At 70.3% G+C, this 15363-nt stretch carries 15 protein-coding genes; 8 read left to right on the forward strand and 7 right to left on the reverse strand.

Features of this window, described 5'->3' with window-relative positions:
- Positions 1 to 225: 225 nt before the first annotated feature.
- Positions 226 to 1773, forward strand: coding sequence for an FAD-dependent oxidoreductase (locus ABFX45_RS03955; protein WP_456085580.1), 1548 nt, complete (start codon positions 226 to 228; stop codon positions 1771 to 1773).
- 16 nt (positions 1774 to 1789) lie between these two features.
- Here ABFX45_RS03955 and ABFX45_RS03960 read toward each other — a convergent pair whose 3' ends face one another.
- The 3 genes from ABFX45_RS03960 to ABFX45_RS03970 all read right to left on the reverse strand — a co-directional run bounded on the left by ABFX45_RS03960 (position 1790) and on the right by ABFX45_RS03970 (position 4710).
- Entirely contained in the window at positions 1790 to 2269 is a 480-nt protein-coding gene (locus ABFX45_RS03960; protein ID WP_109639449.1) for a carboxymuconolactone decarboxylase family protein, read from the reverse strand.
- The gene (locus ABFX45_RS03965) at positions 2266 to 3345 is read right to left on the reverse strand and encodes an NAD(P)H-dependent amine dehydrogenase family protein (protein WP_346127678.1); all 1080 of its coding nucleotides are present in this window, start codon (positions 3343 to 3345) and stop codon (positions 2266 to 2268) included. The genes ABFX45_RS03960 and ABFX45_RS03965 overlap by 4 nt, the downstream gene beginning before the upstream one ends.
- A gap of 81 nt (positions 3346 to 3426) precedes the next feature.
- The gene (locus ABFX45_RS03970) at positions 3427 to 4710 is read right to left on the reverse strand and encodes a glycosyltransferase (protein WP_109639447.1); all 1284 of its coding nucleotides are present in this window, start codon (positions 4708 to 4710) and stop codon (positions 3427 to 3429) included.
- 236 nt (positions 4711 to 4946) lie between these two features.
- Between ABFX45_RS03970 and mptB the strand changes: the two genes are divergently transcribed.
- The 6 genes from mptB to ABFX45_RS04000 all read left to right on the forward strand — a co-directional run bounded on the left by mptB (position 4947) and on the right by ABFX45_RS04000 (position 10814).
- On the forward strand, positions 4947 to 6434 hold the full coding sequence (gene mptB / locus ABFX45_RS03975) for a polyprenol phosphomannose-dependent alpha 1,6 mannosyltransferase MptB (protein WP_267899824.1): 1488 nt from the start codon (positions 4947 to 4949) through the stop codon (positions 6432 to 6434).
- On the forward strand, positions 6427 to 7626 hold the full coding sequence (locus tag ABFX45_RS03980; RefSeq protein WP_346127680.1) for a glycosyltransferase 87 family protein: 1200 nt from the start codon (positions 6427 to 6429) through the stop codon (positions 7624 to 7626). The genes mptB and ABFX45_RS03980 overlap by 8 nt, the downstream gene beginning before the upstream one ends.
- Positions 7623 to 8858 (forward strand): glycosyltransferase 87 family protein, encoded by a 1236-nt coding sequence (locus tag ABFX45_RS03985; protein WP_346127682.1) that lies wholly within the window; start codon positions 7623 to 7625, stop codon positions 8856 to 8858. Before ABFX45_RS03980 ends, ABFX45_RS03985 begins: the two co-directional genes overlap by 4 nt.
- A 69-nt stretch (positions 8859 to 8927) precedes the next feature.
- Positions 8928 to 9554, forward strand: a complete 627-nt coding sequence (locus ABFX45_RS03990; RefSeq protein ID WP_112225431.1) for a DUF2238 domain-containing protein — start codon at positions 8928 to 8930, stop codon at positions 9552 to 9554.
- A 19-nt stretch (positions 9555 to 9573) separates the two neighbouring features.
- Positions 9574 to 10254, forward strand: coding sequence for an alanyl-tRNA editing protein (locus tag ABFX45_RS03995; protein ID WP_346127685.1), 681 nt, complete (start codon positions 9574 to 9576; stop codon positions 10252 to 10254).
- Entirely contained in the window at positions 10254 to 10814 is a 561-nt protein-coding gene (locus tag ABFX45_RS04000) for a helix-turn-helix domain-containing protein (RefSeq protein WP_109639668.1), read from the forward strand. Before ABFX45_RS03995 ends, ABFX45_RS04000 begins: the two co-directional genes overlap by 1 nt.
- A 167-nt stretch (positions 10815 to 10981) precedes the next feature.
- Here ABFX45_RS04000 and ABFX45_RS04005 read toward each other — a convergent pair whose 3' ends face one another.
- A complete protein-coding gene (locus ABFX45_RS04005) occupies positions 10982 to 11590 on the reverse strand; it encodes a TetR/AcrR family transcriptional regulator (RefSeq protein WP_346127687.1) in 609 nt (202 codons plus the stop codon).
- Between the two features lie 198 nt (positions 11591 to 11788).
- Between ABFX45_RS04005 and ABFX45_RS04010 the strand changes: the two genes are divergently transcribed.
- A complete protein-coding gene (locus ABFX45_RS04010; protein WP_346127690.1) occupies positions 11789 to 12976 on the forward strand; it encodes a serine/threonine-protein kinase in 1188 nt (395 codons plus the stop codon).
- Here ABFX45_RS04010 and ABFX45_RS04015 read toward each other — a convergent pair.
- From ABFX45_RS04015 to ABFX45_RS04025, 3 genes are read right to left on the reverse strand one after another with little or no spacing between them, the layout of a single operon-like run.
- Positions 12943 to 14043: a sensor histidine kinase gene (locus ABFX45_RS04015; protein ID WP_109639442.1), complete on the reverse strand. Its 1101-nt coding sequence runs from the start codon at positions 14041 to 14043 to the stop codon at positions 12943 to 12945. The genes ABFX45_RS04010 and ABFX45_RS04015 overlap by 34 nt on opposite strands.
- A complete protein-coding gene (locus tag ABFX45_RS04020; RefSeq protein WP_346127693.1) occupies positions 14040 to 14699 on the reverse strand; it encodes a response regulator transcription factor in 660 nt (219 codons plus the stop codon). The genes ABFX45_RS04015 and ABFX45_RS04020 overlap by 4 nt, the downstream gene beginning before the upstream one ends.
- A 50-nt stretch (positions 14700 to 14749) precedes the next feature.
- The gene (locus ABFX45_RS04025) at positions 14750 to 15310 is read right to left on the reverse strand and encodes a VanZ family protein (RefSeq protein WP_346127695.1); all 561 of its coding nucleotides are present in this window, start codon (positions 15308 to 15310) and stop codon (positions 14750 to 14752) included.
- Between the last annotated feature and the right edge of the window lie 53 nt (positions 15311 to 15363).

The raw sequence follows: 15363 nt of genomic DNA on the forward strand, positions 1-15363 counted from the left end.
CCGGGAGCAGTCCGGCATCCGGCCGAGGGAGGCCGACCTTCACCTCACCGGCGCAGAGAACCGGAACGGCGAGGTAGTGACTTGCCCCCGAACCAAAGGTATAACTTGTTCTCATACGGCAAGAGTGAGGAAGATCACATGGCCCACACAATGAGGTGTGACAACGGTTTCAAGGGTCCCTCTCGACGCACGTTCATCGCAGGAACCGGTTCTATTCTTGGAGCGGTGGCCCTCGGCGGCCTGAGTCCCGCGGCACGAGCCTCCGCTTCCGCGACCATCTCCGACGCCGCCGTCGTGCCCGCTCTGGTCATCGGTACCGGTTACGCCGGCTGCGTGACGGCCCTGCGTCTCGCGCAGGCCGGTGTCGACGTCCACATGATCGAAATGGGTCTGGCGTGGGACACGCCCGGTGCGGACGGCAAGATCTTCGCCAACACCACGACACCGGACCAGCGGTCGTACTGGTTGCGGACCAGGACGAAACAGCCGATCAGCAACTTCCTGGGCTTCCCGATCGACAAGGACGTCCCGCGCTACACCGGGATCCTGGACGCGGAGGAGTTCGGCGGCATCACCGTCTACCAGGGGCGCGGTGTCGGTGGCGGGTCGCTCGTCAACGGCGGCATGGCCGTCACGCCACGCCGTGAGTACTTCGGCGAGGTCCTGCCGACGGTCAACCCGGACGAGATGTACAACGTCTACTACCCGCGTGCCAACGCCGAGCTCGGGGTCACGATGATCGACCCGGCCTGGTTCGGCACCACCGCGTGCTACCAGTACGCCAGGGTCGGCCGCAAACACGCCCAGCGGTCCGGTTTCCCGTTCGTCTACGTGCCCAACGTGTACGACTGGGACTACATGAAGCAGGAGGCGGCCGGCACCGTCCCGAAGTCGGCGCTGGCCGGCGAGATCCTCTACGGCAACAACCACGGCAAGAAGTCCCTGCAGCAGACCTACCTGCGCAAGATCAGGGCGACCGGCCGGGTCACGATCTCCCCGCTGCACAAGGTCACGTCGGTCGCACCCGCGTCCGGTGGCGGCTACACCGTCACCATCGAACAGATCAACACCACCGGTGCCACGGTCGCGACCAAGAGCGTCACGGCGGCCAAGGTGTTCTTCGCGGCGGGCAGCGTCGGGACGAGCAAGCTGCTGGTGAAGCTCAAGTCCACCGGAGCGCTGCCGAACCTCAACGGCGAGATCGGCAAGGGCTGGGGCGACAACGGCAACGTCATGTGCGGCCGTGCCAACCACATGTGGGACCCGACCGGCTCACTGCAGTCGTCCATCCCCACCGCGGGCATCGACAACTGGGCGGCGGGCGGCGCGTTCGCGGAGGTGGCCCCGCTGCCGACGGGGATCGAGACGTACGCCTCGTTCTACCTGTCCATCACCAGGACGCCGAGCCGCGCCGAGTTCTCGTGGAACGCCGCCGCGGGCAGGGTCGACCTCAACTGGCAGACCGCGTGGAAGCAGACGTCCATCAACGCCGCCAGGACCATCTTCGACAAGATCAACGCGAAGGAGGGGACGATCTACCGGACCGACCTCTTCGGCGTCTACAAGGTCTGGGGCGACCACCTGACGTACCACCCGCTCGGCGGCGCCGTGCTGAACAAGGCCACCGACAACCACGGCCGCCTGCACGGTTACAGCGGTCTGTACGTGATGGACGGTGCGCTGATTCCCGGCAACACCACCGTGAACCCGTTCGTCACCATCACCGCGCTGGCCGAGCGGAACATCGAGAAGATCATCGCGACTGATCTGTGAGTCCGGTGCGGAGGACTCAGAACTTGGGCAGCACGCACATGGCGTCGAGGCCCAGCACGTGGTTCAACCTGCCGAACGCGAGCCACGAGCCGATGCACATGCTCAGCTCCGCGATCTCCACCTGACTGTAGTGCGCGGTCATGCGGGACCAGAACTCCTCGTCGAGACCGTGGTGATCCAGTGCGTACCGCTCGGCGTACTCCGCGGCCAGCCTGGTGCGGTCGTCGAAGGCGTCGGTGGTGCGCCACTGGGTCACCGCGTCGAGGAACCCCTCCTCGACCTTCTGCCCGTCGCGCTCGGTCCGCCAGTCCATGCAGAACATGCACCCGTTGATCTGCGCGATCCGCAGCCGCGCCGCCTCGAACTCGCGCAGCCCGAGCGTGGTGTGGCTGTACACCGCCAGCGAGAAGTTCGCCGCCGCGACACCGATGCCGGGCACCATCTCGCCCCACACGTACGCGATCGGGTCCTTGCCCTCGGGGATGTCGAGGTTCATCGTGAGGTCCTTCCGAGCTTGCCGGTGGCGGGGCGCAGCGGGACGTCGAGCGCGTCGTAGAGGCCGGGATCCGCGGCGGCGAGCCAGTCGATGGCGTTCACCAGCCGGCCGACCGCTGTCGCGTTGCCGCCCGCGGACCGGTTCTCGCCCTCGTCGGTGGCCTCGACCGAGACCTCGATGCGCGGGCGTCCCTCGATGATCACCTTGTGCGCGCCGTCCCCGGACGGCGGCATCGGCCAGTCCGTGGCGCACGACGCGTGAATGCGCGTGACGTGCTCGATGACGATGAGCGGTTTGCCGCCGACGATGCCCTGCACCTCGAACCGGATCGCACCCTGCGTGCCCGCCTCGAACTCGCCCATGGTCCGCGTCGTCACCGTGGCGTCGAGCGCACGCCGGTCGACGGTCTCGCGGATCTCCTCGACCTCGACACCCAGCGCCCTGGCCATGAGCCGGATCTGCCCGCCCCACACCATGGTCGGCACCGTCGGCATCAGCATCGGCGCCTGGTAGTCCAGCGGCTGGCCCATGCCGATCAGCCACCGCACCGCGTCCGGCTGGTCGTAGGTCGAGTAGTCGAAGATCTCCTGGCAGCGGACCGCGTCGATCTCGCTGCCCAGGCCGCTGATCAGCAACGGCAGCACGTCGTTGCCCCAGCCGGGGTCGACACCGGAGACGAACAGCGAACCACCGCCCTCCGCGATGGCAGTTAGAACCGGTTCTCGTAGCTCCGGCGGCGCGCTGCGGTGGTCGTAGAGCGCGTACAGCGAGGGCGTGACGACGATCGCGCCGGCCCGGATCGCCCTGGTGATGTCGGCGAGCGCGTCGTCCGGGCGGATGTCGCCGGAGGCCGCGTACACCACGGCACGTGGACTGGCGGCCAGCACCGCGTCGATGTCGCTGGTGGCCGTGATCCCGAGTTCGACGTCGAGCCCGGCGAGAACGCCCGCGTCCCGTCCGACCTTGTCCGGGTTGTGGACGACGACGGCCGCCAGCTTCAGCGCCGGATGAGCCTCGACGGCCCGAATCGCGGCACGGCCGACGTTTCCCGTGCCCCACACCACTGTGGCGATCATGCGTCGTAGGATAACTAGAACACGTTTCAGTTGCATAGGCCTTGCGGGTCACCCGCGGTACCGGAACTTTTCGGCCGAGGCTCAGGCCGGCGCCGGACGTCCGCGTTCCGCGACGCGCCGGATCAGCTCGCAGAGGCCATCCGTGTCGAGGACCGCCCTGCATCTCAGGCCGTCCTCCAGCGCCGCACCGAACTCGCCGAACCGGCGGCGCACCTCGTCGCGGCGCGCGACGAGCCGTTGCAGCGCGGCTCGCATCGCGTCCGGGGTCGCGTCCTCCTGGAAGACGCGTTCGGCGACGCCCGCGCCGGTGAGCACCTCGGCGATGTGCGTGGTGTCCCGCTTCCGGGACCGCGGGTTGGTCCACCTCGACGGGCAGAGCACGAGCGGAGTCCTGGCCTCGACGGCGCGCAGTGCCGTCCCCAGACCGGCTCCCGTCACGACGACGTCCGCCGCGGGGAGAAGGCGCGAGTGCGGGAGGAACGAGTGGGCGGCCGTCACGCGGCTGCCGGAGTCCTTGACGGACGGCACGGTCGTGGTGACGTCCCAGCCCAGCTCGCGGCACGCCTCGATGGCCGACCACACGAAGCCGCTGTCCGGCTGCCACAGCGAGGAACTCGTCACCAGCACCTGGGGCGTCCGCCCGGTCGTCATCCTGTCCACGACGGACTCGGCGTCGCCGTACCCCGCGGAGGGGTCCCACGTCCGCGGCAGCGCGAGGCCGGCGTACGCGGGCAGCGGGCGGGGGCGATAACGCACCATCGGGTGCGTCAGCAGCACCGAGGCGTGGCGGGAGTGCGGCCACCACTGGGCCTGCGCGGCGGGTCTCGGTTCCGGGGGCAGGCCGAGCCGGCAGCGCAGGCCGTTCCACCACTCGACGAACCCCTCGGGGCTCTTCGGGTTCCTGCGCATCCACACGTGCTGGTGCGGCCAGTAGTGCGAGGCGCCCTCGTCGAAGAGGTGGTGGATCAGGGACACCACCGGCACGCCGAGGAGCTCGCCCGCGAGCGGTGTGCCCATGACGAACGGATCGCCGAGGATCACGTCGGGCCGGGTCATCTTGACGGCGGCGGTGATGTCCTCGATCTCGCGCACGGTCCGCGCGAAGATGCGCCGCTCCTTCTCCTCCTGCGTCTCGACGTGCTCCAGGCGGCTGCTGGCCGCGCTCACCTCCTCCCTTCCCGTGTGCTTCACGGTGGTGGGAAAGGAGATGAACCGCACCGACTCCGCGACCGAGGGCCGGTGCAGCTCCAGGGCGCCGGACGCGACGGCGGTCACCTCGCACCCGTTGGACGCGAGGTGTTCCGCGACCGGGATCACCGGCAGGACCGCACCCAGCTGACTCGCGGGCACCCACAACGCGCGCATGTTCGCGAGAGTAGTTGGCACAGGCGACGACCAGGCCGTTTATCCGTCCGGCAGGCGGAACGCAGGCAGAACCACCGGCAGAACTGTGCATCGGATCCTTCCGACACTTCTTCCTGGTCTGCGGATTGATCTTGTGATTGCATCGAGGCCAATCCGTTCTGTACTAACCCCGCAGCTGCTCAGCGCTCGCCGCCGGGGACGAAGGGCGCGTAGTTGTTGTGACCGCTGTTGGAGCTGTGCTCCGGCGAATTCCGCGGCGAATCCTGTGGCCAGGCGTGATCGGTGCCGTCATGCTCGCCGTCGGCGGCCTGGGAGCCGGTGCGATCGTGCGCAGGGACCCGCTGCTGAGCGGGACCATCCTGAACGCGATCAGGTACGGGCACGGCCACGACCTCGCCTTCATGGTCCTGTTCGCCGGTCTCGGGCTCATGGTGCTGTCGTGGGTGCGGCTCGGTCGCATGGTGCTCAAGGGCGAGGCGGGCGGCCGGATCGTGTCGGTGGCCGCCGCGGCGTGGACCGCGCCGCTGATCATCGCGCCCCCGCTCTACAGCCGCGACGTCTACAGCTACCTGGCGCAGGGCGCCGTCGCGTTGCGCGGCTTCGACCCGTACGTGCGCGGCGCGTCAGTGCTGGATCTTCCGCTGCGGGGCAACGTGGCGGGGCTCTGGCAGGAGACGCCGTCGCCCTACGGGCCGCTGTTCCTCCTGCTGGGCAAGGTGACGGTCTTCCTGACCGGTGACAACGTCATCCTCGGCGCCATCTTCATGCGGCTCGCCGTGCTGACGGGCCTGGTGCTGCTCGCCTGGGCGATTCCCCGTCTCACCGCACACCTCGGCGGACGCACCTCCGTCGCGCTGTGGCTCACGGTGGCCAACCCGTTGGTAGTGGCACTGGGCATCGGCGGTGCTCACAACGACATCCTCATGGTCGGCCTGATGGCGGTCGGCGTGCTCAAAGTGCTGGACCGCAGACATCTCACCGGTTTCGCGTTCATCGCGCTGGCCGCCGCCGTGAAAGCGACAGCGCTGCTCGTCGCGCCCTTCCTCGTGTGGGTGTGGGCGGCCCGGCTGACCGGTCCGGCCCGGCAGCGTTTCCTCGTGGCGGCGGGTGCCGGCGGAGCGGTCTTCGCGGCCACCTTCGCCGCGGCCACCGTGGTCGCGGGGGTCGACCTCGGCTGGATCAGCGTGCTGCGGTCACAGGGCCCGTTGCTGACGTGGATGTCGCTGCCGTGCGCCGCGGCGGAACTCCTCTTCTACTCCGTGGGCCACTACGTCCCCGGCTTCACCCGCGACGGCTTCCTCGGCTTCTTCCGCGCGGCGGGCCTGGTCGTGCTCGCCGTCGTGCTCGTCCGGCAGTGGTGGCTCGCGCGGGAGGGCGGCGTGGAGGCGGTCAGGCGCGCCACCATCGCCCTGCTCGCGGCGTCACTGCTCGCACCGTCGGTGCTGCCGTGGTACTTCACCTGGGCGCTGGCACTGGCCGCGGCCTTCGCGTGGAAGGAACGCGGGATCGCCGTCCTGGCAGGCGTTTCCGTCTGGATGGTGCTGGTCACGCTGCCCGACGGCACGATCGTCGCCCGGTGGACCTACGACGACATGAACCCCTGGGTGTGGTGGCCCTACTTCGCTGCCACGGTGGTCGCCGGCTGGTGGGTCGGACGGTCGCTGCTGCAACCCGCGCCGACGGTCACCGAGCCGACGCAACTGGTCAGGGGGAACGGTGGTTGAGCTCGTGCGGGCCGCCGAGAGCCGGGCGCTGAGGTTCGCGCCACTCGTGCTGGGCCTGTCGCTCGCCGTGTACGCCTGGACGCTCGGCAATCCGGCGAACTGGGGAATGATCGACCTCAAGGTCTACTGGAGCCTCGCTCCGAACGTCCTGTCCGACCAGCTCTACGACGTCAACATGCCGTTCACGGCGGACTTCCCGCTGCCGTTCACCTACCCGCCGTTCGCGGCGATGGTGTTCCTGCCGGTGTCGGCCCTGCCGTGGCTCGCCGCGCGGATCGTGTGGCAGGTGCTGTCGGTGCTCTGCCTGTGGTGGCTGGTGCGGACGGCGCTGAAGCTGCTGGCGGCCAAGGCGGATCAGCCCTACGACGTCACGTGGTCGCGCCGGGCGTTGCTGTGGACCGCGGTGGCGCTGTGGTGCGAGCCGGTGCGCAAGACCCTCGACTTCGGACAGATCAACCTCGTCCTGGTCGCCGGGGTGTTCGCGGCCGTGGTGTCGGCCCGGCAGGCGGTGGCGGGACTCGGTGTCGGCGCCGGCATCGGGATGAAGCTGACGCCGGGGATCTCCGTGCTGTACTTCCTCGCCACCCGCAGGTTCGCCGCGGCGGCGTGGTCGGCGGCCGGTTTCGCGATCACGGTGGCGCTGGGCTTCCTCGTGTCGGCCCCGGACTCGTGGCGCTACTGGTTCGAGCTGCTCGGTGCGGCGGACCGGGTGGGACCGGTGGGCTCGGCGATCAACCAGTCGCTGCGCGGGGCGTTGTCCCGCTCTTTCGGTTACGACGTCGAGATGTCCTGGCCGTGGCTACTCGCGGTGGCCGTGTCGGCCGCGCTGACGTGGTTCGCCGTGCGCGCCGCGGTGCGGGCGGGGGACCAGCTGGCCGCGGTGCTCGCGGTGCAGTTCTTCGGACTGCTCATCTCGCCGATCTCGTGGAGCCACCACTGGTTGTGGGTCATCCCGTTGGTGCTGTGGCTGGCCTACGGGGCAAGGCATCTGGCGCTCGCCGTCGCGTGGGTCGTCGTCACCGGCTCTGACGTCATCACCTTCCTCATCAACCAGCAACCGTCCATTTGGGACATTCCGAGGCCGTGGCCGCTGGCCGCGCTCGGCTGGGTCTACCCGGCGCTCGGACTGCTCACCCTCGCGGCCGTGCCGAGACTGCTCCGCGTGGGACGACGCGCGGAGGTCGCGCTGTGAAACTGGAACAGCGGCTCCTCGCCGTCGCTCCCTGGCTGCTCGCGATCTCCGCGGTGGCCCGCACGTGGGTCATCGTCACCGGGTTCGGCAACGAGTCGATCGACCTGTACGTGTACTGGTCGCTGGCTCCGCACGTGCTCGAGGGCGACCTGTACCAGGTGACCTCGCCGCACTCGCCGCCTGACTTCCCGCTGCCGTTCACCTACCCGCCGTTCGGCGCGCTGGTGTTCCTGCCGATGACGTGGATGTTCTGGGGCCTCGCCCAGTGGAGCTTCCGGCTGTTGTCGGTGCTGTGCCTGTACTGGATCGTGCGCGTGACGCTGCGGCTGATCGCGGGCGAGCGCTGGACGACCGACACGCGCCTGTGGCGGCAGCGGGCGATCCTGTGGACCGCGGTGCTGCTGTGGATGATGCCGGTCTTCCACACCTTCGAGTTCGGACAGATCAACCTGGTGCTGGCGGCCGTCGTGCTCGCCGCGATGGTGGCGCGCGACCAGCGCGTCGCGGGCGCCGGGATCGGCCTGACGGCGGGCGTGAAGCTCGTGCCCGCGATCTCGGGCCTGTACTTCCTCGCCACCCGCAGGTGGGCGGCCGCGGTGTGGTCGATCGTCGCGTTCGCGGCGAGCGTCGGACTCGGCTTCCTGGTGGACTTCAACCAGGCCAAGCAGTACTGGTTCGTGCTGTTCGGCGACCCGGACCGGGTGGGCCCGGTCGCCACCGCGCACAACCAGTCGCTGCGCGGGGCGTTGTCGCGCACCTTCGGTTACGACGTGGGCATGTCGTGGCCCTGGTTGATCGCCGCGGTGGCGGCGGTGGTGCTGGCCGGGTTCGCGCTGCGGGCGGCTGTGCGGGCGGGCGACGCGCTGATCGGTGTGGTGACCGTGCAGTTCCTCGGTTTGCTGCTCTCGCCGATCTCGTGGGACCACCACTGGGTGTGGGTCGCTCCGCTGCTGATCTGGCTGGTGTACACGCGGATCGCGACGTGGGCGCGCATCACCTTGCTGATGCTGTGGTGTCCTGTCGTGTTCTGGGACGTGATCGCGTTCCAGCTGCGCCGGCAGCCGACGATCTGGACGATCAGCCGGCCCGGCTGGCTGTCGGCGGTCGGGTGGGCCTATCCCGCGCTGGCGCTGGTCACGCTGGTCGTCATCGCGGTCGCCCTCGCCGGCACCATGCGAATCCGCTCGACGGACCTGAAGGACACCGTCAGGCCGATGAACACCGTCGGATAGATGTAGATGAGGTAACCGGATCGGCCGGCGCGTCCGCGTCGGTGGCGGTTTCCCATAGGTTCTCCCGGCATGGAACACGAAGTGCGCGGTGTGGGCCGGACCGAGGGATGGGTGCTGGCGGGCGTCGTGGTCGCCGCGCTGGTGGTGACCGGTGTGCTGGCGAGGTCGCCCGGCACCTGGCTGCTCGAGGTGGTGTGGGTCCTGATCGGACTCCCGCTGGTGGTCGTGCTGCACAAGCGGTTCCCGTTGACCAGGTTGCTCACCTGGCTGTTGGTGCTGCACGCGCTGGTGCTCTGCTACGGCGGGCAGTACACGTACGCGGAGACGCCGCTCGGGGAGTGGGCGCAGGAACTGTTCGGCACCCAGCGCAACAACTACGACCGCTTCGCGCACGTCGTTCAAGGCTTCGTGCCCGCGGTCGCTGTCCGGGAGGTGTTGCTGCGCCGGACACCGTTGCGGCCCGGCGGCTGGACCGGCTTCCTCACCGTGTGCGTGTGTCTCACGATCAGCGCCTGTTTCGAGTTCGTCGAGTGGTTCAGCGCGCTCGCTCTCGGCAGCGGGGCGGACGACTTCCTCGGCACGCAAGGCGACCAGTGGGACACGCAGTGGGACATGTTCCTGTGCCTGTGCGGCGCGATCGTCTCGTTGCTCGTGTGGCGCCGGATCCACGACCGTCAGCTCCAGCGTTCGATATAGTAAACGTATCGTTCAACGCTTGGAGTACCCGATGCAGGTCAGGACCTACCTCGACGACACCTACGCGGATCAGGCCGACACCACGGTGATCGCGGTGGGGGAGCGGGACGGACGGCCGTGGGCCGCCGTCGAGCACTGCCTGTTCCACCCGCAGGGCGGTGGTCAGCCCGCTGACCGGGGGTGGCTCGACGACGTCGAGGTCGTGCCGGTCCGGGACGAGTCGGGGCTGGTGGTGACCGAGGGGCCGGTGCTCGCCGTGGGACAACGGGTCCGGGCCCGGATCGACCTCCAGCTGCGGCTGACGCACGCCGCGCTGCACACGGCCGGGCATCTCGTCGAGGCTGCCGGTCGTGCGCGGGGGTGGGAGCTGGCGGGCAACAACCACTTCCCCGGTCAGGCCCGCGTCGAGTTCGCCGATCCGGGGCACGACCCGCGGCTGGCCGACCCGGCGGGCCGCGAGGAGGTGACCGCCGAGCTGCGCAAGGCGGTCGCGGCGGCCGTCGACGAGAACCTGCCGGTGACCGCCGAGACAGACGGGCGGGGACGCCGCGTGGTGTGCCTGGGTGCCCTGCACGCGGCGCCTTGCGGGGGAACGCACGTGCGCGCGCTCGGCGACCTCGAAGATCTCGTGCTGCCGACGTTGAAGGTCAAGAAGGGCCGGATCCGGGTGTCGTACTCCGCCGCGCACGGGGCGCGGTGATGGCGGGGCGCTCGACGAGCAGCACCGCCGCGTCCGTCGGCGCGCAGATCCGCCGGCGGCGTGAGCAGCGCGGCATGACCGGCTCGGAGCTGGCCCGCCGTGCCGGCCTGAGCAAGGCGACGCTGTCCAAGCTGGAGGCCGGGCTGGGCAACCCGACGGTGGAGACGCTGGACGCGCTCGCCATCGCGCTGCGGATCCCGCTGACCGACCTGCTGACCCGCGACACCGATCCCGGCCCGGTGTACGTGCCGGGCACCGAGATCGCCGAGGGCGAGGTCGGCCGTGAGCTGCTGCGCCGGATCAGCAGCGGCAACAGCCTGGAGATCTGGCGGTTGCGCATGCCGGAGAACACCGAGCTGGACGGCGTGCCGCACGCGACCGGCACCGTGGAGCACCTGCTGGTCGTCTCCGGCCGGCTGACCGCGGGCCCGTCGGACGCCCCGCGCGAACTGAGGCCCGGCGACCTCCTCGCCTTCGCCGGCGACGCTCCCCACCTCTACCGCACCGGCGCCGGACCGGCGGACGTCACCGTCGTCATCGCCTCGCCCATCGTCAGCTGAAAAGAGCCCCGCCACATGACCGCCTACGCGCACGCCTTCGCCAGTGACAAGTCCGCGGGGACCACGTAGGAGATCCTCGACGCCGTCGCCCGCGCCGCCTCCGGGCCGCCGGGTACGGCACCGACACCCGGAGGACGTCGACGGGCTGGCGACGGCCATGAGCGCGCTCAGCTGACGCCGCAGACGCGCTCGGCCAGGACCTGCCAGCTCGCGATCAGGTCGTCCACGGCGGTGGCGAGATCCGGGCGGTCCGCGCTCTGCAGGTACAGCAGGACAGGGCCCTCCAGCGCGGCGACCAGCTGCAGCGCCAGGGGGCCGGTCGCGGCCACGTCCGGGCACGCCTCGCCCAGCAGCATCCGCACGTGGAACAGCGACGGGCTCTCGTCGAGAGGAACCGGCTGGCTCGGGTCGAGCGAGGCACGCGCCAGCACCATGTGCTCCAGGAGGAACTCCAGGCGTGCCCGGCCGAACGCGACCAGCCGCTCGACCGCCGGCGCACCGGGACCGAGCGGTGGTGGTCCGCTCAGCAGCCGTCGCTGGAAGTGCTTCTCCTCCTCGTCGAGCAGCGCGAGGAAGATGCCCGCACGGGTGCGGAAGCGGCGGAACACCGTGCCCTTGCCCAGCCCCGCCCGTTCGGCGAGGCCGTCCATGGTGACCTTGTCGGCGCCCAGTTCCGCCACCATCCGGCGCGCGACGTCGATCAGGTGGGCGCGGTTGCGCGCGGCGTCGGCCCGCTCCTCACGGGGCCGGCCCAGCGGCAGCGCGACAGGTTCCACGCCGCTGAACGCTACCCGCGGGCGGTGCCCCGTCAGGACGCGTGCCGACCGGCGAGTCGGCGGCCGGATGGTTCCGAATTCGTGGCAACCGTCGTCTCAACTGGCGGTTGACCGTTGACAGTCGAGCCGGGGTGGATTACTCAGTCAGCGGAGGTGGGCGGGGCCACCTGACCGCAGTCGTCGGCAACGAGGTGGCGAATGACAGAGGAGTTACCGGAGATCCCCGGATTCCGGTACGCCCGACCGCTCGGCAAGAACGTCCATCTCTACCGCGGCCCGGACGGCGAGGTCGCGGTGAAACTGCTCGCCGACCCGCCGCGGGCGGGCGAGATCCGGACGGTCCTCGGGCTGGGGCACCCCGGCATCGTCGTGATGCACCGCGCGGGCCGCATGCGCGCCGGACTGCTGTACCTGGTGATGAAGCACTACTCGAACGGTGATCTCGCCGCGCTCGCACCGCTGCCGGTCGAGCGCGTCCTGGACATCGGCTTGCAGATCGCGGACGCGCTGCAGGCCGCACACCGGGCCGGGGTCGTGCACCGCGACGTCAAGCCGGCCAACGTCCTGCTCGACGAGGCCGGCAACGCCTGCCTCACCGACTTCGGCGTGCTCGGCAGGGACCGGCTGCCGTGGACGGCACCCGAGGTGATCACCAGCGGCTTCTACAGCGTGCGTGCGGACGTGTTCTCGCTCGGGGCGACGTTGTGGCACCTGCTCGTCGGGCACTCGCCGTTCGTGCTGCCCCGCGGCGACAACTCGCACGCCGCGTTGGAGCGGCGCATCCTGCACGGCAGCCCGCCACCGACCGGCCGGGCACCGCGGCCGCTGGAGCTCCTGCTGCGCCAGGCGATGGCGGCCGACCCCGCTGTGCGCCCGGCGTCGGCGGAGGCCTTCGCGCTGCGGCTGCGGGAGATCTACCACGAGACCGCTCCAGCCGGGTCCACTGTGGACGCCGTGGTCACGCCGGCCGATCCGCGTCCGCGCCGCCGGTCGCGCTGGCCGGTGTACGCCAGTGCCGCCGCGGTGGCGGCCGGCGTGGTGGGCACCAGTGGCGTGCTGTGGCTGAAGGACGACTCGCTGCCGCAGCAGAACCCGGTGGCGCAGCCGCAGAACGCGGGAGCCGAGGCCGGGCCGTCGCCCAAGGTCACGGTCAGCGTCACCCGCGTGAACCGCGAAACGCTCCGGTTCTCGTGGACCTACCAGTCACCGTTGGCGGGAGACACGTTCGCCTGGCGCACCAACGACGACCTGAAGTCGGGCACGGTCGAGACGCCGTCGGTCGATCTCTACGCCCCCGGCGCGCTGTGCGTTCAGGTGCGGGTCGTGCGGGCCGACGGCAGCAACGCGAGTGATCAGACGTGGTCGCCGGAGGGCTGTGGTTTCTGAGGAAGCCGGACCGTCACGACGAGCCCGCCGCCGGAGCGGGGCCTGAGGTCGAGGGCGCCGTCGTGGGCGCGGACGACGCTGTGCACGATGGCCAGCCCGAGTCCGACGCCGGCGTGCTCGTCGGTGCGGGTCCGTTCGGCGCCGCGGTGGAACGGCTCGGTGAGGGTGGGGACGAGCGCCGCCGGGAGTGGCGGGCCCGTGTTCTCGACCCGCAGCACGCTCGCGTGGCGCCGCGACTCCGTGTGGATCTTGACGGTGCCGCCGGTGGGGACGTTGTGGACGATGGCGTTCTGGACGAGGTTCGTCACCATGCGCAGCAGGAGTGCGGAAGAGCCGACGGTCTGAGCCGCATCACCGGTGACGTCGAGCGTGATCTTCCGCTTTTCGGCGAGGGGGAGCAGCGTCTCGGTGGCTTCTTCCGCGACGAGGGAGAGGTCGACGTCTCCGCGGGCGAAACTTCCGCTGTCGCTGCGGCTGAGCAGCAGAAGAGCCTCGGTGAGGTCGATCGCTCTCGTGTTCACCGTGCGGAGGCGCTCGACGAGTTCGCCGTGGTCGTGCGCCGGGTCCTTGCGGGCGACGTCGAGCAGTGACTGCGTGATCGCCAGCGGCGTCCGCAGCTCGTGGGAGGCGTTCGCGGCGAACCGCTGCTGTCTGGCGACGTGGGACTCGAGCTGGTCGAGCATGGTGTCGAACGCGTCGGCGAGCTCGCGGAACTCGTCCTTGCGGCCTGGCAGCCGAACCCGGTGGGACAACGAACCGGCAGTGGACCTCCTTGCCGCGTCGGTGATCCGGTGCAGTGGTGCGAGCATCCGGCCGGCGAGGATCCACCCTCCCACGAGGCCGAACAGCAGCAGGAGAACCAGTGCGACGGCGGCGGCGCGCCCGAAGATTCGTGACAGCAGGTACCGGTTGGGGGAGATCCCGAGCAGGCCCTGGGCGTTGTCGGGCACGTGGCGCAGCAGGTAGAGCCACACCAGGGCCAGCAGGACGGCGCCGGTGACGAGGACGAGCCCGGCGTAGCTGAGGGTGAGCTTGAGGCGGGCGCTGAGCCCGGGAGGCCGGTTCACGCGTCGATCCGGTAGCCGACGCCGGGCACCGTGGCGATGAGCCAGGGTTCGCCGAGGCGTTTGCGCAGGGCGGAGACCGTGATGCGGACGGCGTTGGTGAACGGGTCGGCGTTCTCGTCCCACGCCCGTTCCAGCAGCTCTTCGGCGCTGACGACACCGCCTTCCGCGGCGACGAGCACTTCGAGCACGGCGAACTGCTTGCGGGTGAGCGCGACGTAGCGTCCGTCGCGGAACACCTCCCGGCGGAACGGGTCGACCCGCAGGCCCGCGATCTCGCGGATCGGCGGCCGGGCGTGCGCGCGCCGCCGGTCGAGCGCCCGCAACCGCAGGACGAGCTCACGGAGCTCGAACGGCTTGGTGAGGTAGTCGTCGGCACCGAGCTCGAACCCGGAGGCCTTGTCGTCGATCCGGTCGGCGGCCGTGAGCATGAGGATCGGCATGCCGCTGCCGGACGCGACGATCCGCCGCGCGACCTCGTCACCGGACGGGCCGGGGATGTCGCGGTCGAGCACCGCGAGGTCGTAGGAGTTGACGCTGAGCAGTTCCAGGGCGGTGTCGCCGTCACCCGCGACGTCGGCGGCGATCGCTTCCAGCCGGAGCCCCGCCCGCACGGCCTCTGCCAGGTACGGCTCGTCCTCCACGATCAGCACGCGCATACCCGCACCTTAGGCACGGCGGTATATCGCCGCCGTATCCTCGCGAACCCCTAGCCGGCGCGGCAGATCACCGCCGTGTCCTCGTGCAGCTCTGCCGGGCGGCGCCACCATCGGCGTGAGGCCAGCGCGGCCAGCCCCGCACCCGCCGCGTTGAGGAGCACGTCGTCCACAGAGGACACCCGGTCCAGCCAGAGGTACTGCGTGATCTCCAGCAGCGCCGACCAGCCGCCCGCGAGCGCCAGGACGCGCGGCAGCGACGCCAGTGCCGCGAACCGCTGCGGTGCGAAGAACCCCAGCGCCGCGAAGATGAACAGGTTGCCGACGACCTGGCCGGTGTCCATCTCCAGGAGGTCCCGCAACGGCACCAGGTTCAGCGGGCCGCGCTCGACACCGGGGTGCTCGCCCGGCAACAGGACCATCCACACCCACGGCACGGTCCCGTGGACCATGCCGACGTCGGCGAACGACAGCCGCCACGGCGACGCGGTACCGGCGGCCTTCCGGCGCCAGCCGAGGACGGCGGCCGTCACCGCGGCCACCGGCAGGGAGAGCAGTGTGAGGGCGGCGACGCCGGTGAACGTGCCGAACCAGGCGTGCCAGCTGTTGAGCATGGCCTCACCCAAGACGACTGGTCGTTGTGGCGGCGTATCCAGTTTTCGATATG

Origin of the sequence: Lentzea roselyniae, from assembly GCF_039537795.1 — a bacterium.
Lineage (GTDB): Bacteria > Actinomycetota > Actinomycetes > Mycobacteriales > Pseudonocardiaceae > Lentzea > Lentzea atacamensis.

Bases quoted from the DNA above. Each gene is read 5' to 3' on its own strand.
- ABFX45_RS03960 (WP_109639449.1), bottom strand. From the start codon at position 2,269: ATGAACCTCGACATCCCCGAGGGCAAGGACCCGATCGCGTACGTGTGG.
- ABFX45_RS03965 (WP_346127678.1), bottom strand. From the start codon at position 3,345: ATGATCGCCACAGTGGTGTGGGGCACGGGAAACGTCGGCCGTGCCGCG.
- ABFX45_RS03970 (WP_109639447.1), bottom strand. From the start codon at position 4,710: ATGCGCGCGTTGTGGGTGCCCGCGAGTCAGCTGGGTGCGGTCCTGCCG.
- ABFX45_RS03990 (WP_112225431.1), top strand. From the start codon at position 8,928: ATGGAACACGAAGTGCGCGGTGTGGGCCGGACCGAGGGATGGGTGCTG.
- ABFX45_RS04000 (WP_109639668.1), top strand. From the start codon at position 10,254: ATGGCGGGGCGCTCGACGAGCAGCACCGCCGCGTCCGTCGGCGCGCAG.
- ABFX45_RS04010 (WP_346127690.1), top strand. From the start codon at position 11,789: ATGACAGAGGAGTTACCGGAGATCCCCGGATTCCGGTACGCCCGACCG.
- ABFX45_RS04020 (WP_346127693.1), bottom strand. From the start codon at position 14,699: ATGCGCGTGCTGATCGTGGAGGACGAGCCGTACCTGGCAGAGGCCGTG.
- ABFX45_RS04025 (WP_346127695.1), bottom strand. From the start codon at position 15,310: ATGCTCAACAGCTGGCACGCCTGGTTCGGCACGTTCACCGGCGTCGCC.